The sequence below is a fragment of the Rhodococcus sp. ARP2 genome (genome assembly GCF_001029585.1).
Taxonomy (GTDB): domain Bacteria; phylum Actinomycetota; class Actinomycetes; order Mycobacteriales; family Mycobacteriaceae; genus Rhodococcus_F; species Rhodococcus_F erythropolis.
The window spans coordinates 36,161-55,832 of record NZ_LEKE01000056.1 but is presented as its reverse complement, the minus strand read 5'-3'; the positions used below and the strand labels follow the sequence as shown (position 1 = coordinate 55,832).

The window sequence follows — 19,672 nt, the reverse complement described above, 5'->3', positions numbered from 1 at the left end:
GCTACCAGTGCCAGGCGTCGCCGCCCACGTTCTTGACGGTTCGCTGCAGAACCGTGATGGTGGTGACGAATTCTTCTTCGCTGATTCCCTGCATCCGCTCTTCCTGCAGCATCTGCTGTACCCGCGCGGCGCGATCGAACTGCTGGGTGCCCGCATCAGTAGGGAGAAGGACAGACTCGTCTTCACGCGCCCAGCCCAGGTCGAGAGCAGAGTCGACGGCCGCGTCGATCACGTCGGTTGATTCGTTCGGACCGATCGTTCGCAGGAGGACAGCTCGCTCCACCCCTTCAGGGTGCAGCGAAAGTTGGTGCAGGACCCACCACCCCGGCTGGGTCACGCCGATTGCTTCGAGCGCTCCGCGCGTGCGCGCGCGAATCGCTTCACCGGCACGCGCTGTCCAGAATCCGATCGGCTGATTGGCCGGTGGCTGCATCGCTTGTTTGTTCATGGACACGACGATAAAACCTCAACGGAAGTTCAGGTCAACCACCAGCGAGGTGAAGTTCTACATATGTTGTGTGATTGCTCGGCCGATGATGCGGGCGGCGTCGGGGAACTCACCCGGGTTCGGTCCGGCGTAGTTGAGCCGCAGGAACTTTCCGGTCGGTTCTGCCGGGAACCAATCGTCACCGGCCCCGACGATGACGCCGGCCGACCGGCAGTCCTGCACGACACGTTCGAGATTCGTGGTGTCGGGGAGCCGAAGCCAGAGGTTGAGTCCGCCTTGCGGTACAGCGTCGAGGTGAGCGTCCGGCGCATGCTCGCGCAGACTCGACACGAGGAGGTCGCGTCTGGCCTCGAGTTGGTGACGAAGCCGGCGCAAGTGCGTGCGCCAGGCCGGCTGAGTCACGACGTCGAGCGCTACCGCTTGCAGCATCCCACTGACATACATCGAATCTGCCTGTGTATCAGCAAGAATCCGCTCGTAGGCCGGGCCTCGGGCGATTAATCCGGCAACTCGCACCGATGGCGACACGCTCTTGGTCAGTGCACGAAGGTAGACGACGTGTCCGCTGTCGTCGCGTGCAGCAATGGGGCTGGGATCTGCGGTGATTCCGAAGTCGAGCGCCGAACTGTCCTCGATGAGGAAGGCGCCGTGCCGACGGACGGTGTCGAGAACCTTGTCAGCCAACGACGGCGACCACAGTGCTCCCGTCGGGCTCGCGAAGCTCGGTTGTGCGTAAAACGCCCGGGCACCGGTCTGTTCGAATGCACGCGAAAGCTCTTCGGGATCAGGGCCGTTGGCGCCGCTGGAGATCGGAATGACCGTGACTCCGGCCTGGGCGGCAGCCAGGATCGCACCCCAGTAGGTCGGCGATTCCATGAGCAACGGACGCCCCTCCCCCACCAGCGCACGGAAGGACGTCGCAAGCCCACCCTGACTGCCGGGAAGTACAACCACGTCGTTCGGCCCCGGCGGAGTGATCCCGGCAGGAGTTGCGGAACCCAATTCGGAGGCAAACCAGGACTGCAGTTCCGGAAGCCCGGCAGCGAGGGGCCGATTGAACACGGCGTCGGTTCGCGTCGCTCTGGTGAATGCTGCACGAACCAGCCCTTCGGGCAACAGCTCTCGGGCCGGATAGCCGGAATGCAGTGCGATCACGTCGTTGGAGGTGGACTGCAGCGCAATAGGCAGCTGCAGACGATAGTTCGGCGATCCGAGCGCCGCGGTCTGCCACCCGTAATCGTTGGGTCGCACGACGCGTGCGGCGCGTACGAAGGTCCCCACACCGGGACGAGCCTCCACCACCCCCTGAGATACCAGCGTTCGCAGCGCCTTCTGCACGGTGACCGGACTCGCCCCGTGCAGGCTCACGAGCGACCGAGTGGACGGAAGCTTCGCGCCTGGAGGAGCCGTCGCGATCCATTCGCGCAAGGCTGCGACAATCCTCGAACTGCTATCATTGGACATGTCGAATAATAGTAGCGCTACTCTTCTTTCGCCGCCAGCGCTATCGCGAATCAATGTCCGTTTCCAGACCGAACCCTGAGGCGCCCTTCTCATCTGAAACACAACTCACCCACCCGAACCGGAGAGGTACGTAACCGCGTGAACACACCCATCGATCAGGCCCGCAAGCTCGAGAATGTCAGGTACGACATCAGAGGGCGAATTCTCGACAAGACCGAAGAACTCGAGGATCAGGGACACACGATCCTGCGACTCAACGTCGGCAATCCGGCCCCCTTCGGGTTCGAAGCTCCGGACGAAATCATGATGGCCATGATCCGCAATCTCCCTACCGCGCAGGGATATTGCGATTCTCGCGGACTGTATTCGGCGCGCACTGCGGTGGTCCAGTACTACCAGACGCGGGGTATCACCGACGTCACCGTCGACGAGATCTATCTCGGAAACGGTGTGTCCGAACTGATCACCCTGACGATGCAGGCCCTCTGCAATCCAGAGGACGAGATCCTGATTCCCGCTCCCGATTATCCCTTGTGGACGGCTTCGGTTTCACTTGCCGGCGGCACGCCCGTGCACTACCTCACCGATGAAAGCCAAGGCTGGGCACCGGACTTCGACGATCTGGAAGCTCGGATCACGCCGCGCACCCGAGGGATTGTCGTCATCAATCCCAACAATCCGACGGGCGCCGTCTACTCGACGGAGGTGCTGCAACGCTTCGTGGATCTAGCGCGCAAACACGATCTGATGCTCTTCGCCGACGAGATCTACGAAAAGATCGTCTACGACGGCCGATCCATGACAAACCTTGCGACGATGACCGGGCGAGACGTTCTGTGTCTGACGTATTCGGGACTGTCCAAGGCCTACCGCGTGTGCGGATTCCGAGCCGGATGGCTGGCCATCACCGGACCACTCGAGCGGGCGTCGAGCTTCATCGAAGGCATCAAATTGCTGGCCAACATGCGAATGTGTGCCAACGTGCCGGCGCAGCACGCTATCCAGACTGCACTCGGCGGACGCCAGTCCATCGAGGACCTGTTGCTTCCACAAGGTCGGCTGACGGCCCAGCGCGATCTCGCACACACCACGCTCAACAGCATCGACGGGATCAGTTGCCAACAGGCCGACGGGGCGCTGTACCTGTTCCCCAAGCTCGACGTCGACAAGTTCGGCATCGTCGACGACGAGAGGTTCGTTCTCGATCTACTGGAATCGGAGAAGATTCTTGTCAGCCACGGCCGCGCGTTCAATTGGATCGAACCCGATCACTTCCGGTTGGTGACTCTCCCCAACACCGACGATCTCTCGACGGCACTCGAGCGACTCGGCAACTTCCTCAGTTCCTACAGCCAGTAGCCCTGGGTACCGGGCCCACATACGACTGAACGCCGACCGGATTTCCGGTCGGCGTTCAGTGGTGAAAATCAGCAGGCGATCAGGCAGTGACGATCGCGTCGAGGGCCGAGTAGAACAAGCCCAATCCGTCGTCACTGGGACCGGTGAGAGCCTCGGTGGCGTGCTCGGGGTGCGGCATCAAACCGACGACCCGGCCGTTGGCCGAGGAGATGCCGGCGATACGACGCTGCGAGCCGTTGGGGTTCTCCTCCGAGTAACGGAAGACGACGCGGCCTTCGCCCTCGAGTTCGTCGAGAACCTTCTCGGACGCCTGGAAGCGACCTTCACCCGACTTGAGGGGGATGAGGATCTGCGCGCCGGCCTCGTATCGCGAGGACCACGCCGTGTTGTTGGCTTCGACCGTCAACCACTCGTCGCGGCAGATGAAGTGCAGACCCTGGTTACGGGTCAGGGCACCGGGCAGCAAACCTGCTTCGCAGAGGATCTGGAAACCGTTGCAGATGCCCAGGACCGGCATGCCGCCCTTGGCTGCTTCCACAACCTTGCCCATCGCGGGAGCAAAACGTGCGATCGCGCCGCAACGAAGGTAATCGCCGTACGAGAATCCGCCGGGCACGATGACCGCGTCGACACCCTTGAGGTCTGCATCGCCGTGCCAGAGTTCGACAGCTTCACCGCCGGCCAGGTTCACTGCCCGAGCCGCGTCGATGTCGTCGAGCGTGCCGGGGAAAGTGATTACTCCGATACGTGCGCTCATGCCTCGACTCGCCTGACGGTCCAATCCTCGATCACCGTGTTGGCCAGCAGGCCTTCGGCGATCTTCTCGAGTTCGGCGTCTTCGACACTGCCGTCGATCTCCAACTCGAACCGCTTGCCCTGACGGACATCGGATACTCCTGCAAAGCCCAGGCGAGACAGCGCCCCGACAATTGCCTGTCCCTGGGGGTCGAGAATCTCGGCCTTGGGCATGACTTCGACGACGACACGGGCCACGTGCTGCTCCTCGGTACTAGTGCGCGAACCCGGAGTGAAACGCTCGGGTGATGGCCAGTTTACCGGGCGGACCCGAGATGGTTCGCATCGAGTGATCGGGGCGTGACGGCCACCACCTGTGAAACCCGCCTGCGAGTCCCTTCGGGGCGGCGCATACTCGAAATCATGCGACTGACACATTTTGGCCATTCCTGTGTGCTCGTGGAGTTGAACGGCTCGAAGATCCTCTTCGATCCCGGCAACTTCTCGCACGGATTCGAAGGCATCACCGGCCTCGACGCCATCCTCGTGACACATCAACACCCCGATCACGCCGACCCTGCGCGGCTGCCCGAACTGGCCGAAGCGAATCCCGACGCCGTGCTCTACAGCGATCCGCAGACGGCTGAAAAGCTCGGTGGGCGCTGGGCCGGCGTCCGGCCGGGCGACCGGTTCAGCATCGGCGACGTCGAGGTGACCGGAACGGGCGGAGAGCACGCAATCATCCATCCGGACCTACCGATGATCGACAACACCGCGTTCCTCCTCGGTGACGCCACCAACCCGGCACGGTTCATGCATCCCGGCGATTCCCTCTACGTCCCCGAACAAAAGATCGACGTTCTCGCCCTCCCCGCCGCCGCACCGTGGCTCAAGATCTCGGAGGCCATCGACTACCTCCGCGCGGTGGCGCCGCGCGTTGCGGTTCCCATTCATCAAGCGATCATCCGCGACGAGGCCGCAGGCATCTTCTACGGTCGCTACTCGGAAATGGCTGCCGACGGCACCGAGTTCCGAGTTCTCGGCGAGGAGTCGAGCGTCGAAGTCGCCTGATTCGGTTCTCACGCACTCACATCGACGATGATCCAGCCGGTGCTCGTGCCACCGGCTGCGTCGGTGAGTGTGTAGAGAATCCTGTCGGTGCCTGCCTTCGTTCCGGCTTCGAACACCACTTCGCCGTTTTCGAGCTTCACGGTGCCACCGAGAAGTGACGTCGCCCCGACGCCGGTCACTTTGATCGAATCTCCGTTGCTGTCATGATCATTCGCGACGGCGTCGACGGTGACTGTGCCGCCTGAGCGGACCCGCGCGGTGTCGAGTGCGGCGTACGGCGGGATCGGGCTTGCCGTGTACCGACCGACGTCGTCGAGTCGAGCCGAGGCAACCTCCGCCGCATCGACGATGGCAGCGAATTCGGTGCCGTCGAAGCGCGAGAGGTCGTTACCGTTCATGATGGTCGATCCCTCGGCTCCGCCGCCGTGGTAGTCGTCGGCATAGAAGTTGTGGCCCAACTCGTGGCGGAGAACGCGGCTGAAGTTGCCGTCGGATTCGGCACCGACATGCGCGTAGCTGTGGTCGAGTTCGAACTTCGAGTAGTAGGCATTTCCGCCACCGGATGCGCACACGACGGTCGCCTGATCGACGCTCGACCCGACCTGATCGGACCACAGATCTTCCAACTGCTCGAGATTTTCACAACTGCTCGAATACGGATCGCTGGCGGAATCTGCCCGAAGGACAACTCGACCGAGGACCGGCCGAATCCCGACGTCTCTGATCCAGATGGCAGCGGTGCGGGCCATTGATTCCTCGGCCCGATCCAGAGCGACGGCGGGACTGCCTGCGCCGTGCGCGGAGTACCACTCGCCACTGAGGTCCAGTCCCACCACGAACTGCTTGACCGTCTTGCCGACCCTTGCGGCCGAGGCCGGCGCAATGGCCGCGGTGGGCCACTTGGGTTTTGCGTCGATCGGCGCCGTGCTGCGACCGACCACCTCGGATCCGACGAACTCTATCGAAACACCACGATCGAAAATCACCTGCCCGCGCAGTGTTCCGGCGGAGTCGACGATGGCCGAGACGATTGCGTCCGGACGCCCTTCCACGCTGCCGATGTACGAACGGGGCGCCGGGATCACCGCGTCGGTCAGCTCTCCGTCGCTGTCTTGTACAGCCATCGAGAACTCGGATCCCCGCAGGTTCATCTTGTGAAGGCGCAGTGTGAGTTGCTCACCTTCATCGTCGACGGTTGCGGTGCGGACGCCATCGCTCGATCCGCTCGACCCGCCGTCGACACTGCCCGACGGCAGCGTGTGAACCGCGCCGGTCGGAGCGGCAGACGCGAGCGCCGGAACGAACGCAGCACAGACTACTGCGCCCACAGCCACGGCGAAAAGACCCTCGGCCGACTTGGAGAACACTCTCGTGCGCATGGCGAGATTCCGATCCCATCTACTAGCGGCAGATTAACTGCACGCACTCTAGCAGTGGGAGAGTTGGCTGACCCAGCGCTCTAATTGAACGTCCGTTTTATGCGATTTTGACCCACTCTGCACTACTACCAGCAAGGAAGTGGAGAAACGCGAAGAGTCTGCCCGCTCGGACAACCCGGACAGATGACATAGTCTCGTAGCTATCAAATAGTTGCCACCTGCCGAATTCAGGCAGCGCCGAGCTCCTGAGACGGGGAGTTCCACCGATACACCTGCGAGTCGGCTTCGTGGAAGAGGGCAAGGTCGACGGCGTCGAGGACGGCCTGACGTGGGCCCTCGTTTCCCAACTGCTTGGCCGTGATCGACAATCTGACCAGTCCCCCACGTTTGGCGGCACGCCCGGCTCCGAGAACCAATGCGCGACACCACCACGGCTCGGCCTTGAAGCCTTCGCCGATCCCGAAAACCCTTCCCCGTTGCAAGGTTCCGCGGGTCAGATCATGTACTGCCCCGAGGCCTGCCATCGTGCGAAAGCCCGTCTCCGGCAACACCGACATGGCACCGGGCGATGCCACCCAGCGCGGCGGTGCGAACGCCCGCGTCCGAAGGCCTGCATGCTCGAGAACGCGGTCCGCAGCGAGTAGTCGCAGTTTCGCTTCGTGCTTCGACAGAGTGGCGAACTCGGCTCGGCGACGCTTGGTCGCGGCCTGGTCGTAGCCGTGCAGAACGATGGCATCGCCGTGCTCGCGACGCTCACGCAGCCAAGCCGTCGTCACCGCGTCGTCGGCCAGTCGGTATTTGTCCTTCAGTCGCGGCGCCACCAGGAGCGACAAGCGGACACCACGGGCGTCCATCTCGTCTGCGAATCCGGCAGCGAGATAACATGTCTCGTCTCTGATTCCGGATACCGACACGATCAGTTCTGCGGACATACTCCGATAGTGGCAGCTGTGGGTGAACAGCACACTGCCGCCGGATGATCATCCGGCGGCAGTTTTCAGCGCACCTACTGGTTCTTGGGAGCCTCTAGTTCTTGGGAAGCGCAGCTTCGATCGCGGCGACAACCTCGGGTGCGTCAGGCTCGGTCCGCGGACGGAAGCGGTTGACGACGGTGCCGTCCGGTCCGATCAGGAACTTCTCGAAGTTCCACTGAATGTCTCCCGCAGCGCCTTCGGCGTCGGCCGCCTTGGTGAGCTCGGCGTACAGCGGATGCTGGTTTTCGCCGTTCACCTCGATCTTCTCGAGAAGCGGGAACGTGACGCCGTAGGTAGTGGAGCAGAACGTCTCGATCTCTTCGGCGGTACCCGGTTCCTGCCCCATGAACTGGTTGCACGGGATACCGATCACGGTCAGACCGCGATCGGCGTACTCGCTGGCCAGCTTCTCGAGCGCCGAGTACTGCGGGGTCAGTCCACACTTGGACGCGACGTTGACCACGAGGACGGCGCGGCCGTCGTATTCACCCAAAGAGGTGGGCACGCCACCGAGGGTGTTGATCGCGATGTTCTGTACTGGAGTTGTCATAGGCTCCAACTTAGCGACTCTCTCCCGCACTGCTCCTTCGCGCACTGCTAATTCGACGCTCCGAGAATGCGATCGAGGTCGTCCAGAACGGTGAGGCCGCCGAGCGGTCCGACGCCGGTGATCCAGTAGGACATGTCCACCAGATGCGGGTTCGGGAAGAATCCGGCGTTGTCTGCCACGGCCTTCGGCATCGTGCCGGCATCGGCCGGTTTCGCGGAGGTGACCAGGATGAGGTCGGCGTTGGCTCCGGAGACGAATTCCGGGGAGAGGTCGACGGAGATCGAGTTCTCCCAGTCGCGTGCGGGAATCGTGAGTCCAGCACATTCGAGAGTGCTTCCGGCAAACGACGTGGGTCCGTACAGCGTCAGAACGTCGTCGCGTGGGCGGATCAGCTGAGCGGTCTTGCCCTCGGTGCTGTGCTTGCTCGCCACTTCCTCGCAGCGTGCCGTGTAGTCACCGAGCAGTTCACCTGCCTGATCGGTCTTGTTCAACGCCTCTGCGACGAACTGGACGTTGTCCTGCCACGGATCGGTCTGAGTTGCCATGTAGACGGTCGGCGCGATGGCAGCGAGCTGCTCGTACATATCACCGTGCCGCGATTCCGTTCCGATGATCAGGTCCGGGCTCAGTGCGACGATCTTCTCGAGGTTCGGTGCCGCGACGGTTCCGACCATCTCGATCTCCGCCGCCTTCTCACCGAGGTACGCCGGAACGCCGGTCGTCTCGCTGAGTACCGCGGTGCCCACGGGAATCACGCCCAGCGCTACCGACGTGTCGAGCTGAACCGGCTCGAGCACGACAACTCGCTGTGGATCCGTCGGTACGTCGGTGGTTCCGCGGGCGTGGGTGATCGCGTGCACGGTGTCGGCAGACTGACTGCCGGTATCCGTCTTGTCGTCACTGCCACACGCCGTTGTCGTTGCCACGATGGCGGCGAGGACGAAACCACCCAGCACGTACTTCGCCCGCGAGTTACTGCGTTTCATTCCCAACACTCCTGTTACCGACTGCTTCCGACCGTCACAGCCACGCGCATTCACCACGGCTGAGCAAAGGATTCACCATCCAATAGTCTGGTGAGCCTAACCTACGAGACTGGAGCCTCATCATGTCTTCCCTCCCCTGCCACAGCGACGGTGTCCTGGGGAAAGGATCTATGCAGTGCCTTTCGGAATTTGTCGCCAATCCGCAAACCAGTCGACGCCCTCACGCCTGTACACGGCAGTCGTCGACCGCCGGCGAACCGATGGTCGGTCGCGCCGGAATGACACATCTGTGGGTATTGATCGAGCACCCCGGCCCCTGGCCGGCGTCCGCCCCTGACGACATTCTCCCCGTCGCGCTCACCGAAAAAATCTACGCAGCGCAGGGCCGTATCCGTGTCGTGGTGATCCGGCGGACCCGCAACCGCCGAGCCCTCACCCCGACGTGCGTACTCGCCTGGACGGACGGCACACGTCAGTGGATGCGGGAAGGGTCGGTCGACCGATACGAGGACCTGTCGGTACTGCCGTTCGAATCGATGGCCACCGGTGTGGAACCCGACTTCGGCCGCTCCCGCACGGAACCGCTCTTCGCGGTCTGCACACATGGAAAGAAGGATGCGTGCTGCGCGGAACTCGGTCGCCCGGTCGTGTCGGCACTGAACGCGGCACAGATCGCAGATGTGTGGGAATGCAGTCACATCGGCGGAGATCGTTTCGCGGCCAACATGATTGCGTGGCCCGCCGCAGTCTATTTCAGCCGACTGGACGGCAACTCCGCAATCGATGCAGCCGAAAAATACCAAGCCGGAGAATTGGAGCTGCTGCACCTGCGCGGCCGAGCGGCACTGTCACAGGCCGCTCAGGCCGCCGAACACGCAGTCCGACGCGTTACCGGCATCGTCGCGACGGACGCACTCGAGAGTGTCGCCGAGAGCGTCGACGGAGAACATACGACTGTCGATCTTCGATTGGAGGCGAGAGACTTTCGCGTGGTCGTTCGACCCGGCTCTCCAGGGCAGCCGTTCCGACACAATTGTGGTTCCGGAGGAACTGTCGAATGGAACGGATGGATCGTAGAACACCTTCACGAGCAATCGCACTGACCATTCGATTCCGGCCCAACTGCCCGGCAGGCCATCGAACCGAGATTTGCGCGGACTGACAACACTTCGAATCAGGTCGCGATGAAGGATCGACGCCCCTGGTGATTACAGCTTGCATTCATCCCATGACCACCGCACTGACGCCGAATGCCGTTTCCCGGTCTGCAGATCCGATCAAGAGTGAGGTCGACTACGAAACACTGGCAGCAAAATTCCGTCCGATCTTCGCGGACATCGCACAAGCCGTCGTCGAACGCGAACGCGATCACGTGCTTCCCTTCCAACAGATCGACGCACTCAAGAAAGCAGGCTTCGGCGCCGTTCGGGTGCCGACAACACACGGTGGATCCGGCGCGAGCATCCCGCAATTGATCCGGTTACTAGTCGAGTTGTCGAGCGCCGATTCCAACATCACCCAGGCACTGCGCGGTCATTTCGCGTTTGTCGAAGACCGACTGGTCGCCGACCCCGGGCCTGAGCGTGACACCTGGCTCCGACGCTTCGCGGAGGGACAGTTGGTCGGCAACGCGTGGACCGAAATCGGCGACGTTGCATTGGGCGAAGCCAACACCAAGGTCTCGCCCGCACCCGATTCCGACCACTTCCTGGCGAACGGGGCAAAGTTCTACAGCACGGGTTCCATTTTCGCCGACTGGATCGACCTGTACTCGCAGCGCACCGACACCGGCGCATTCGTGATCGCCGCAGTCGAAGCAAGACAACCCGGTGTCACACACAGTGACGACTGGAACGGGTTCGGCCAGCAGACGACTGGCTCCGGCTCGTCCGTCTACGAGAACGCAATAGTCCAGCCGGAGAACATCTTCGACTTCTCGACGCGCTTCAAATACCAGACCGCGTTCTACCAACTTTTCCACCTCGCCACTCTCGCCGGCATCGCCAAGGCTGCGACAACCGAGATCTCTCGTCGAGTCGCCTCTCGTACTCGAACCTTCAGTCACGGCAACGCTCCGAGATACGCGCAGGATTCGCAGATCCAGCAAGTTGTCGGCGAGGTGTCCTCGGCTGCCTTTGCAGCCGAGGCCGTGGCGCTGCACGCAGCACAGTCGTCCCAATGGGCATACGAAGCCGCATTCTCCGGCTCGCCGGAGGAAGAGAAAGCCGCCAACATCGCAGCCGAAATCGATTCGGGGCGAGGGCAAGTCGCCTCGATCGGACTCGTCGTTCCAGCCACGGCCAAGATCTTCGACGCACTCGGCGCTTCCGGAGTGAGCCGCGACCTCGATCTCGATCGGTTCTGGCGCAACGCGCGCACCGTGGCCAGTCATAATCCGGTCGTCTTCAAATCCAAAGTTGTCGGCGACTACGAAATCAACGGAACCGAACCGATTTACGTGTGGGCCATCGGGACTGCACCGACCGAAAAGGATGTACAGGCATGACCGTGACCAGTGAAACCGAAGTCTTCGTCGGCGTTCCCGACACATCCGAAGGCTGGATCGACCGCGCTCGCGAGGTGAGCAACGTCCTTGCCGTCGACGCGCTCGCCCGCGACCGAGCCGGCGAACCACCGTTCCGAGAAGTTCAGCTGCTCAAGGACAGTGGTCTGGTGACACTGCTGGGTCCGATCGAGTTCGGCGGCGGTGGGCAGCGATGGGAGACCGCCTACAAGGTGGTTCGGGAGATCGCGCGCGCCGACGGCTCGATCGGGCAACTGCTCGGGTATCACTACCTGTGGGCATGGGCAGCCAGATTGGTCGGAACCGATCCGCAGATCTCCGCTGTCGAGGAGCTGTACACGAGCAACCGATTCTTCTTCGGCGGCGCGGTGAACCCTCGAGACACCGACCTCACCGTCGTGGATCGCGGAGACACCCTGGTATTCAACGGTGTGAAGTCGTTTTCCACCGGCGGACGAGTCACCGACCTCACGGTGCTCGAAGGAATCATCGACGGAACTGCGACGCATGTGTTCGCTATCGTGCCGACTGCTCAGGACGGCATAGTCTTCCGCGGCGATTGGGACAACCTCGGGCAGCGCCTCACCGATTCGGGCAGTGTCGAGATCAACGACGTCGAGGTCGACTGGGCAAGTGCGGCAGGCTTTGTCGACAAGGAATTCCAACCTCTGGTCTACAACACCCTGAACTTCCCCGCGATCGAGATCGTGTTCGCGAACTTCTACCTCGGGATCGCCCGTGGCGCACTGGACACTGCGGCCGAGTACACCCGAACCCGTACGCGTCCATGGCCGTACGGCGGTGACAACCGCGAAATCGCAACCGACGAGTGGTACCTCCGTGAGGGCTACGGCGACTTGCAATCGAAGCTGTGGGCAGCGGAGGCCTTCGTGGATCAGGTCAGCCGTGAGGCCGACGCCGTGCTCCACGACGCTCGCGAAAACCTCACCGAGCAGGCTCGCGGCGACCTCGCCGTACGCATTGCGGCCGCAAAACTTCGCGCCGCCGACGTCTCCTTGGAGATCAGCAACAAGATCTTCGAACTGACCGGTGCCAGAGCCACGTCCAACGATGTCGGCCTGGATATCTACTGGCGCAACATCCGGACGCATACCCTTCACGATCCGCTCGCGTACAAGCGCCGTGAAGTCGGTAGTCGTTTTCTGACCGGCGAGATTCCCGAACCCACCTGGTACACATAGCACCCACGAACAGAAAGAGACCGTCGCACGGTTAGTGCGGCGGTCTCTTTCATCGTTACGACCAGGATCACTGATCGTAGATCGGGTTCCGCGCCTGCTGTGCGGTCAAACGTTCAGCAGAGCGGAAGTATCTAGTGATGGCTCACAAATGACTGCTTGGTGCCGGTCGGAGCCGTTTCGAGTTTGTGCTGCTCTTCTTCGTCCTCGTCGTCGAGCATCGTGGCTTCGTTGAACGGAATCTTCCCGTCGAGCACCTCGATGACGCGTTCCTTGTCGATCGTCTTGGTCCACGCGCCGACCAGGAGAGTCGCGACCGCATTGCCCGAGAAGTTGGTGATCGCTCGCGCTTCCGACATGAAGCGGTCGATTCCGACGATGAGTCCGACGCCGTCGAGAAGCTCGGGGCGATGACTCTGCAGTCCACCGGCCAGCGTGGCCAGACCGGCGCCGCTGACTCCCGCAGCGCCCTTGGAGGCGATGATCATGAACACCAGCAGCGAGAGCTGTTCACCGAATGCGAGCGGCTGTCCCATGGCGTCGGCGATGAAGATCGAGGCCATCGTCAGGTAGATCGCGGTGCCGTCGAGGTTGAACGAGTAGCCGGTGGGAACGACGATGCCCACCGTGGTGCGCTCGACGCCTACGTGCTCCATCTTGGCGATCAGACGCGGCAGTGCCGATTCGGAGGACGACGTGGCGAAGATGAGCAGGTACTCACGGGCCAAGTACTTGACCAGCTTGAAGATGTTGAATCCGGTGACCGCGCGCAGCAGCGTTCCGAGAACACCGAAGACGAAGATCAGGCAGGTCAGGTAGAAGCCGATCATCAGGGTTCCGAGCTGGACGACGGCGTTCAAACCGGTCTGGCCGACGACGCTGGCGATGGCGCCGAAAGCACCGATCGGGGCGAGCCAGAGAATCATCGTCAGGATCTTGAACACGAGCTTCTGGATGTATCCGACGGCCTTGAGAATCGGCTCACCCGACTTGCCGAGCGACTGGATCGCGAAGCCGACCAGAAGGGCGACGAACAGAGTCTGCAGCACGCTGCCGGCGGTGAGGGAGGACAGCATCGACGTCGGAATGATGGACGCGATGAAGTCCCAGGTACCGCCCGCGCTGTGGGCCTGATCTGCAAGCTTGGCCACGGAGGCCGCGTTGGGCGTGATGTTCAGGCCGCTGCCCGGGTTGAGCAGGTTGCCGACGCCCAGGCCGATCGCGAGTGCGATGGTGGACATCCCGATGAAGTAGGCGAGTGCGAGGCCGCCGACCTTGCCGACCTTGGCCGCAGCTCGAACCGAGCCGATGCCGAGCACGATGGTGCAGAAGATGACCGGGCTGATCATCATCTTGATCAGGCTGACGAACAACGTGCCGAGTACACCGACGGACTTACCGAACTCGGGTGCGAGCCAACCGACGAGGATGCCGCCGATAACCGCGACAATGACGCTCATGTAGAGCCAATGCGTCTTGTCGCGCTTTGCCTTGGTGCCCTCGGGCTGTGGGGAACCGTCTACTGTCCCTGTTGCCGTGCTGCTCATGGGGTGTCCTTTGGATCGGATATCTGTGAAGTGATCGGGATCACTTCGAGTCGTGGAGAATTCTTGTTGCAAACAGGTGGGCCCGGAAGTTTGTGTTCATTACGTTCAGGAGGCGCTCGATGGTCGAACGAAAGACCGGCCGACGTATGAGCGTCGCCAGGCAGATCCTGCTCCTGCAATTGGCGTTGTTGGCGCTGGTCATCGGCGTGGGGGCCGCGCTCGCAGTTGTCGACGAACGCCGAGACAGCGACGACGCGATCCGCAGGCAGGTGAGCTCGATAGCGCAGACTCTCGCCCTGTCGGATTCGACGGCGGCCGCCCTGACGAGTCCGGACCCGACCGCGATTCTGCAACCACAGACCGAGAAGATCCGACAGGCAACCGGCGTCGATTTCATCGTGGTGATGGCGCCGGATCGCACTCGGTTCACCCACACGAGCCCGGAGCTGATCGGTCAACTGTTCAACGGAAACATTGACCGCGCACTCGCCGGCGTGACCTTCACGGAGACGTACGCCGGGTCGCTGGGGCCGTCGATCCGCGCAGTCACTCCTGTCTACGATTCCGGCGGAACCCTGGTCGGTCTGGTTTCTGCCGGTGTCACCCGCGAGCAGATCAGCAAGCAGTTCGCCCAAAGCGTTCCGGTCATCCTGTTCGTTGCCGGCGGCGGTCTTCTTGCCGCCCTCCTGAGTTCACTTCTGGTGAGCCGACGCATCAGGCGACAGACCCTGGGAATGGCTCCGGACGAACTGCGCACCATGTACGAGCACCACGACGCCGTACTGCACAGCATCGGTGAGGGTTTGGTGGTGATCGGGCAAGGCCGAAGCAAAGACGCGAGAGTGGACATCGTCAACGACGAAGCACGTCGCCTCCTCGATCTACCGGACGGGCCCGTGCCACTTTCATCCATCCCCGAGACCATGCGGGTCGACGACGCCTCTCCCGCGAAGGATCAAGTGCACCTCACCGACAAGCGTGTGCTGGTGGTCAACCAACACCCGGTTGAGTGGGAGGGCAACAGAATTGGCACCGTGCTGACAATTCGCGATCACACCGAACTGCAGAACGTACTCGGGGAATTGGATTCGGTACGTAGTTTTGCCGAGTCGCTTCGATCGCAAGCCCACGAGAGTGCAAATCGTCTGCACACGATCATCACGATGGTCGAGTTGGGGCGAAACGAGGACGCAGTGGCCTTCGCCACCAACGAATTGCGGGTGTCCCAACAGCTGATCGATCGTCTGATGAATGCGGTCCACGAGCCGGCGCTGGCCGCACTACTGCTCGGGAAAATGAGCGAAGCGACCGAACGCGGGGTCGACCTGACCATCACGGAAGACACCGCGCTCGGTCCGGTTCCTTCGCTCAATGCACGCGAGTTGGTCACGCTGGTCGGCAATCTCGTGGACAATGCTATTGACGCATCGCGCGCGAGCGAGTCTCCGTGGGTGGAAGTGACGGTAATGGAAGAGGATTCGATGATGGTTGTTGCCGTCGCCGACAGCGGCCCGGGAATGACACCCGAAGCACTCGAAAAGGCCAAGGGCCGTGGCTACTCCACAAAATCCGGCTCTCGCGGACTCGGTCTCGCACTGGTCTCTCAAGTCGTGAAACGGCACGGCGGCACGCTCACCAGCGAGCCGGCGATGGGCTCCATGCTGGTTGTCCGTATCCCGCTGCGCGAGGCGGAAGCACCGCGATGATCCGTGTACTGATAGTCGACGACGAACCGTTGATCGCCCAGGCGCACCGTTCGTACGTCGAGCGTGTGCCGGAATTCGTGGTCCACGGCGTGGTTCATTCCGGGAACGCCGCCGTGCGTGCAGTTACGGCGGCCAATGCCACCGACCAGCCCATCGACCTGGTCCTGCTCGACATCGGGTTGCCCGACGCCAGCGGTCTCGACGTGGCTTCCGCCCTCGGCGGGTTGCGGCCCAGTCCGGACATCATCGCGGTTACCTCGGCGCGCGATCTGGAGGTGGTCCGAAGCGCCGTGGCTCGCGGGATCGTCCTCTATCTTCTCAAGCCGTTCACTTTCGCAGCATTCCGCGACAAGCTCGAGCGCTACCTCGAATATCGTGCAGCACTTCCCGCTGGCGAGTCTGCGGTCAGTCAGCACGACATCGACCGCGCGATGTCCGCACTACGAACGTCCGACGATCGCGCAGCGGCACCGAAAGGCTTTGCGTCTCAAACACTCGGACTCGTCGCAGCGTCTGTCCGGGATTCTGAAGGACCGGTGACCGCTGCAGAGGTGGCAGCATCGGTCGGCGTGTCCCGGGTGACGGCCTGGCGCTACCTGGAAAAGCTGGCAGACGACGGCATGCTCACCCGGGAGACCGAGTACGGGCGCGCTGGGCGCCCTCAGGTTCGTTACCGCAGAACCTGATTGACACAGAAGCTAGTTTGCGCCAACCGTGTCGAGAACCCAGGCGAACTCGAATGCGACCTCTTTCCACTTCTCGTACCGACCGCTGACACCGCCGTGTCCGGCGCTCATCTCGGTCTTGAGAAGTAGCGGAGCATCACCGGTCTTGGTGGCGCGCAGTTTTGCGACCCACTTGGCCGGCTCCACGTACAGAACACGGGTGTCGTTGATGCTCGTGATCGCAAGAATGGCGGGATAGTCCTTGGCTTCCACGTTCTCGTACGGGCTGTACGAGCGCATGTAGTCGTAGACGTCCTTGTTGTGCAGCGGATCTCCCCATTCGTCCCACTCGATGACCGTCAACGGTAGCGACGGATCGAGAATCGACGTCAGCGGGTCGACAAACGGAACATTGGCGAGAATGCCGGCAAACAGTTCCGGAGCGAGATTGGCGACAGCCCCCATCAGCAATCCACCCGCACTACCGCCGTCGGCAACCATCCGATCGGCCGCCGTGACACCGGTGTCGATCAAATGCTTTGCGCACGAGACAAAATCGGTGAAGGTATTCTTCTTCGTGAGCGTCTTGCCGTTTTCGTACCAGTGACGACCCATCTCGCCGCCGCCGCGCACGTGTGCGACCACGAAGACGACGCCGCGATCGAGCAACGACAAGCGGGCAACCGAGAACGACGGGTCGATGCTCGCCTCGTAGGAACCGTAGCCGTACAACAGCAGCGGCGCGGGACCTTCCGGCGCACCTACGCGCCTCACGATCGAGAGCGGAATGCGGGTTCCGTCGTCGGCCACTGCCCAGTCGCGACGCTGCTCGTAATTACTCGCATCGAAGTCACCGAGAACAGGCTGCGACTTGCGCAGTGCCAGTTCACCACTGGCGACGTAGTAGTCGTACACCTGCCCGGGAGTGATGAACGACGTGAAGCCGAGTCGGATGGTGGGCTGCGCCCATTCCGGGTTGGACCCCATACCGATGCTGAAGAGTTCTTCGTCGAAGTCGATTTCGTGACGCTCGCCGTAGCCGTCATCCGTCAACGGCCACACGGCAACCCGAGTGAGCGCCTCGCGGCGGTAGCTCAGGACGAGGTGTCCGGCAAAAGCTTCGGCTTCTTCCAGACGAACGTCTGCGCTGTGCTCGATCAGCGTCGTCATGTTCGTCGGATCCGACACGGGAGCTTCCACCAACACGAAGTTCTCGGCCTTGACTCCGTCCACGACGTCGTTGTGGAGGATCAGGAAGCGGTCCTCTCCCCCGATCACCGCGTGTTCAGCGCCGTACTCGACGCCCTCGCGACGCGGGATGATGACGCGGAAGTCGCCTTCCGGGTTCGCCGATTCCAGCATCCAGCCTTCGCTGGTCACCTTGGAACCGACCCAGATCATCAGGTACTTCTCACTGCGGGTAGACCCCACCGAAACCCAGTACCGCTCGTCGGGCTCGTGGAACACCGAAACATCTTGACTCTGCGGCGTTCCCAGCTTGTGACGCCACACGGTGTCCGGACGCCAGGAATCGTCGACCGTCATGTAGAAGACGTGACTGTGGTCGATCGCCCAGGTGGCGCCAGGCGCGGTATCGGGAATCTCGTCGGCGAGCATCTCACCGGTCTCGAGGTTCTTGAACCGCAAGGTGTACCGCTCGTCGCCGACGATGTCCACCGAGTACGCGAGCAACGTGCCGTCCTCGCTGATGGAGAACGCGCCGAGCGAAAAGAACTCGTGCCCTTCGGCTTCGACGTTGCCGTCCATGAGGATCTGCTCGCCGGCCAGCTCGACGCCGGGCGTCAGGTTGGGCGGAGTCCAGTCGTCTTCACCGGCGATGGGGCACCGGCACTGGACGGTGTACGACTTGCCTTCCACGCTGCGCGAGTAGTACCACCACTTACCCATGCGAGTGGGCACCGACATGTCGGTTTCCTGCGTCCGCGACTTGATCTCCTGGAAGATCTTCTCGCGCAACGGCTCGAGCGCGGCCGTCTGCTCGTCGGTGTACGCGTTTTCGGCTTCGAGGTATGCGACGACCTCGGCGTTGTCCTTGTCCCGCAGCCACTCGTAGTCATCGACGAACGTGTGTCCGTGATGGGTACGTTCGGCGGGGACCTTCTTTGCGACCGGCGGGATCAGGCTCATGCGCTGGGACCGACCCAATCGTCGAAGGACAGACCGGAAATGCGCTCGTACGCCTCGATGTAGCGTGCCCGAGTCGCGTCGACGATCTCCTGCGGCAACGGCGGCGGTGTCGTGTCCGAGCTACGGTCCCAGCCGGATTCGGGGCTCGTGAGCCAGTCGCGCACGAACTGCTTGTCGAAACTGGGCTGCACCTTGCCCGCTTCGTAGCCTTCGAGAGGCCAGTAGCGCGACGAGTCGGGGGTGAGCACCTCGTCGGCGAGCACGAGGTTTCCACCGGAGTCGAGACCGAATTCGAGCTTGGTGTCCGCAAGGATGATTCCGCGATCGGCCGCGAAGTTGGAGGCGCGGGCATAAACGTCGAGAGTGTCCTCGCGAAGCTGCACTGCCAGCTTCTGGCCGACCTTCTCCACTACCTGATCGAAGCTGATGTTCTCGTCGTGATCCCCGAGAGCTGCCTTGGACGCCGGGGTGAAGATCGGGTCGGGCAGCCGCGACGCCTCGACGAGGCCCTCGGGCAACGCGACGCCGCACACTGCGCCGGTGTTGTTGTAGTCGACCAGGCCGGAGCCGGTGAGGAAGCCACGAACGACGCATTCGACGGGAACCATGTCGAGGGAGCGCACCACGAGAGCGCGGCCGAGAACCTCTTCCGGGATGCGATCGTCGTCGGGCTCGCCGGCCAGGTGGTTAGTGCCACCGAGGACGTTGAAGAAGAACACGCTCATCGCGGTGAGCACGCGACCCTTGTCCGGGATCGGCGTGCTGAGCACGTGGTCGTAGGCCGAGATCCGATCACTCGCGACAAGCAGCAGATGCTCGTCGTCGATCGTGTAAAGGTCACGGACCTTGCCACCGGCCAGATGAGTGTAGGAATCAAGTGTAGGACGCACCCGGTCACCCTATCGGGCGTTCGCAGT

At 62.4% G+C, this 19,672-nt stretch carries 18 protein-coding genes; 7 read left to right on the top strand and 11 right to left on the bottom strand.

What is annotated here, in order from left to right; genetic code table 11:
* Position 1 precedes the first annotated feature (1 nt).
* Together ABX74_RS14800 and ABX74_RS14795 are read right to left on the bottom strand one after the other, a co-directional pair.
* Entirely contained in the window at positions 2–448 is a 447-nt protein-coding gene (locus ABX74_RS14800) for a hypothetical protein (protein WP_019747080.1), read from the bottom strand.
* 57 nt (positions 449–505) lie between these two features.
* Positions 506–1,912, bottom strand: coding sequence for a PLP-dependent aminotransferase family protein (locus ABX74_RS14795; protein ID WP_019747079.1), 1,407 nt, complete (start codon positions 1,910–1,912; stop codon positions 506–508).
* A gap of 138 nt (positions 1,913–2,050) precedes the next feature.
* Here ABX74_RS14795 and ABX74_RS14790 point away from each other — a divergent pair, with 138 nt between their 5' ends.
* Positions 2,051–3,271, top strand: coding sequence for a pyridoxal phosphate-dependent aminotransferase (locus ABX74_RS14790; protein ID WP_003945423.1), 1,221 nt, complete (start codon positions 2,051–2,053; stop codon positions 3,269–3,271).
* A 79-nt stretch (positions 3,272–3,350) separates the two neighbouring features.
* On the opposite strand, the gene purQ is transcribed toward ABX74_RS14790, so the two are convergent.
* Both purQ and purS read right to left on the bottom strand, forming a co-directional pair.
* Positions 3,351–4,028 carry a phosphoribosylformylglycinamidine synthase subunit PurQ gene (gene purQ / locus ABX74_RS14785; RefSeq protein ID WP_003945887.1) on the bottom strand — a complete coding sequence of 226 codons (678 nt, stop codon included), beginning with the start codon at positions 4,026–4,028 and terminating at the stop codon, positions 3,351–3,353.
* Positions 4,025–4,264, bottom strand: coding sequence for a phosphoribosylformylglycinamidine synthase subunit PurS (purS, locus tag ABX74_RS14780; protein ID WP_003945817.1), 240 nt, complete (start codon positions 4,262–4,264; stop codon positions 4,025–4,027). The genes purQ and purS overlap by 4 nt, the downstream gene beginning before the upstream one ends.
* A gap of 165 nt (positions 4,265–4,429) precedes the next feature.
* On the opposite strand from purS, the gene ABX74_RS14775 reads away from it, so the two are divergent.
* Positions 4,430–5,077 carry an MBL fold metallo-hydrolase gene (locus tag ABX74_RS14775; protein WP_037132300.1) on the top strand — a complete coding sequence of 216 codons (648 nt, stop codon included), beginning with the start codon at positions 4,430–4,432 and terminating at the stop codon, positions 5,075–5,077.
* Positions 5,078–5,085: 8 nt separating this feature from the next.
* Here ABX74_RS14775 and ABX74_RS14770 read toward each other — a convergent pair whose 3' ends face one another.
* From ABX74_RS14770 to ABX74_RS14755, 4 genes are all read right to left on the bottom strand, one after another.
* Entirely contained in the window at positions 5,086–6,456 is a 1,371-nt protein-coding gene (locus tag ABX74_RS14770; protein ID WP_047889111.1) for an Ig-like domain-containing protein, read from the bottom strand.
* A 227-nt stretch (positions 6,457–6,683) separates the two neighbouring features.
* On the bottom strand, positions 6,684–7,388 hold the full coding sequence (locus tag ABX74_RS14765) for a DUF2334 domain-containing protein (RefSeq protein ID WP_047889110.1): 705 nt from the start codon (positions 7,386–7,388) through the stop codon (positions 6,684–6,686).
* 94 nt (positions 7,389–7,482) lie between these two features.
* Positions 7,483–7,980: a glutathione peroxidase gene (locus ABX74_RS14760; protein WP_003945816.1), complete on the bottom strand. Its 498-nt coding sequence runs from the start codon at positions 7,978–7,980 to the stop codon at positions 7,483–7,485.
* A 47-nt stretch (positions 7,981–8,027) separates the two neighbouring features.
* On the bottom strand, positions 8,028–8,966 hold the full coding sequence (locus ABX74_RS14755) for an ABC transporter substrate-binding protein (RefSeq protein WP_047889109.1): 939 nt from the start codon (positions 8,964–8,966) through the stop codon (positions 8,028–8,030).
* A 122-nt stretch (positions 8,967–9,088) separates the two neighbouring features.
* Here ABX74_RS14755 and ABX74_RS14750 point away from each other — a divergent pair, with 122 nt between their 5' ends.
* The 3 genes from ABX74_RS14750 to ABX74_RS14740 all read left to right on the top strand — a co-directional run bounded on the left by ABX74_RS14750 (position 9,089) and on the right by ABX74_RS14740 (position 12,692).
* Positions 9,089–10,069 (top strand): sucrase ferredoxin, encoded by a 981-nt coding sequence (locus tag ABX74_RS14750; RefSeq protein ID WP_223257922.1) that lies wholly within the window; start codon positions 9,089–9,091, stop codon positions 10,067–10,069.
* 125 nt (positions 10,070–10,194) lie between these two features.
* Positions 10,195–11,472: an acyl-CoA dehydrogenase family protein gene (locus tag ABX74_RS14745; RefSeq protein WP_020968556.1), complete on the top strand. Its 1,278-nt coding sequence runs from the start codon at positions 10,195–10,197 to the stop codon at positions 11,470–11,472.
* Complete coding sequence (locus ABX74_RS14740) at positions 11,469–12,692, top strand: acyl-CoA dehydrogenase family protein (RefSeq protein ID WP_019747070.1); 1,224 nt, start codon at positions 11,469–11,471, stop codon at positions 12,690–12,692. Before ABX74_RS14745 ends, ABX74_RS14740 begins: the two co-directional genes overlap by 4 nt.
* A 131-nt stretch (positions 12,693–12,823) precedes the next feature.
* On the opposite strand, the gene ABX74_RS14735 is transcribed toward ABX74_RS14740, so the two are convergent.
* On the bottom strand, positions 12,824–14,236 hold the full coding sequence (locus tag ABX74_RS14735; RefSeq protein ID WP_003945501.1) for a C4-dicarboxylate transporter DctA: 1,413 nt from the start codon (positions 14,234–14,236) through the stop codon (positions 12,824–12,826).
* 119 nt (positions 14,237–14,355) lie between these two features.
* Here ABX74_RS14735 and ABX74_RS14730 point away from each other — a divergent pair, with 119 nt between their 5' ends.
* Positions 14,356–15,942, top strand: a complete 1,587-nt coding sequence (locus tag ABX74_RS14730) for a sensor histidine kinase (protein ID WP_019747069.1) — start codon at positions 14,356–14,358, stop codon at positions 15,940–15,942.
* A complete protein-coding gene (locus ABX74_RS14725; protein WP_003945570.1) occupies positions 15,939–16,628 on the top strand; it encodes a response regulator in 690 nt (229 codons plus the stop codon). Before ABX74_RS14730 ends, ABX74_RS14725 begins: the two co-directional genes overlap by 4 nt.
* 12 nt (positions 16,629–16,640) lie before the next feature.
* Here the strand turns inward: ABX74_RS14725 and ABX74_RS14720 are convergent, their stop codons facing one another.
* Positions 16,641–18,755, bottom strand: a complete 2,115-nt coding sequence (locus tag ABX74_RS14720) for a S9 family peptidase (RefSeq protein WP_019747068.1) — start codon at positions 18,753–18,755, stop codon at positions 16,641–16,643.
* Positions 18,752–19,645, bottom strand: a complete 894-nt coding sequence (locus tag ABX74_RS14715; protein WP_019747067.1) for a phosphoribosylaminoimidazolesuccinocarboxamide synthase — start codon at positions 19,643–19,645, stop codon at positions 18,752–18,754. The genes ABX74_RS14720 and ABX74_RS14715 overlap by 4 nt, the downstream gene beginning before the upstream one ends.
* Between the last annotated feature and the right edge of the window lie 27 nt (positions 19,646–19,672).

Coding starts and splice junctions, on each gene's coding strand:
- ABX74_RS14800 (WP_019747080.1), bottom strand. CDS start 448: ATGAACAAACAAGCGATGCAGCCACCGGCCAATCAGCCGATCGGATTC.
- ABX74_RS14795 (WP_019747079.1), bottom strand. CDS start 1,912: ATGTCCAATGATAGCAGTTCGAGGATTGTCGCAGCCTTGCGCGAATGG.
- purQ (WP_003945887.1), bottom strand. CDS start 4,028: ATGAGCGCACGTATCGGAGTAATCACTTTCCCCGGCACGCTCGACGAC.
- ABX74_RS14775 (WP_037132300.1), top strand. CDS start 4,430: ATGCGACTGACACATTTTGGCCATTCCTGTGTGCTCGTGGAGTTGAAC.
- ABX74_RS14770 (WP_047889111.1), bottom strand. CDS start 6,456: ATGCGCACGAGAGTGTTCTCCAAGTCGGCCGAGGGTCTTTTCGCCGTG.
- ABX74_RS14765 (WP_047889110.1), bottom strand. CDS start 7,388: ATGTCCGCAGAACTGATCGTGTCGGTATCCGGAATCAGAGACGAGACA.
- ABX74_RS14760 (WP_003945816.1), bottom strand. CDS start 7,980: ATGACAACTCCAGTACAGAACATCGCGATCAACACCCTCGGTGGCGTG.
- ABX74_RS14755 (WP_047889109.1), bottom strand. CDS start 8,966: ATGAAACGCAGTAACTCGCGGGCGAAGTACGTGCTGGGTGGTTTCGTC.
- ABX74_RS14750 (WP_223257922.1), top strand. CDS start 9,089: ATGTCTTCCCTCCCCTGCCACAGCGACGGTGTCCTGGGGAAAGGATCT.
- ABX74_RS14745 (WP_020968556.1), top strand. CDS start 10,195: ATGACCACCGCACTGACGCCGAATGCCGTTTCCCGGTCTGCAGATCCG.
- ABX74_RS14740 (WP_019747070.1), top strand. CDS start 11,469: ATGACCGTGACCAGTGAAACCGAAGTCTTCGTCGGCGTTCCCGACACA.
- ABX74_RS14735 (WP_003945501.1), bottom strand. CDS start 14,236: ATGAGCAGCACGGCAACAGGGACAGTAGACGGTTCCCCACAGCCCGAG.
- ABX74_RS14730 (WP_019747069.1), top strand. CDS start 14,356: ATGGTCGAACGAAAGACCGGCCGACGTATGAGCGTCGCCAGGCAGATC.
- ABX74_RS14725 (WP_003945570.1), top strand. CDS start 15,939: ATGATCCGTGTACTGATAGTCGACGACGAACCGTTGATCGCCCAGGCG.
- ABX74_RS14720 (WP_019747068.1), bottom strand. CDS start 18,755: ATGAGCCTGATCCCGCCGGTCGCAAAGAAGGTCCCCGCCGAACGTACC.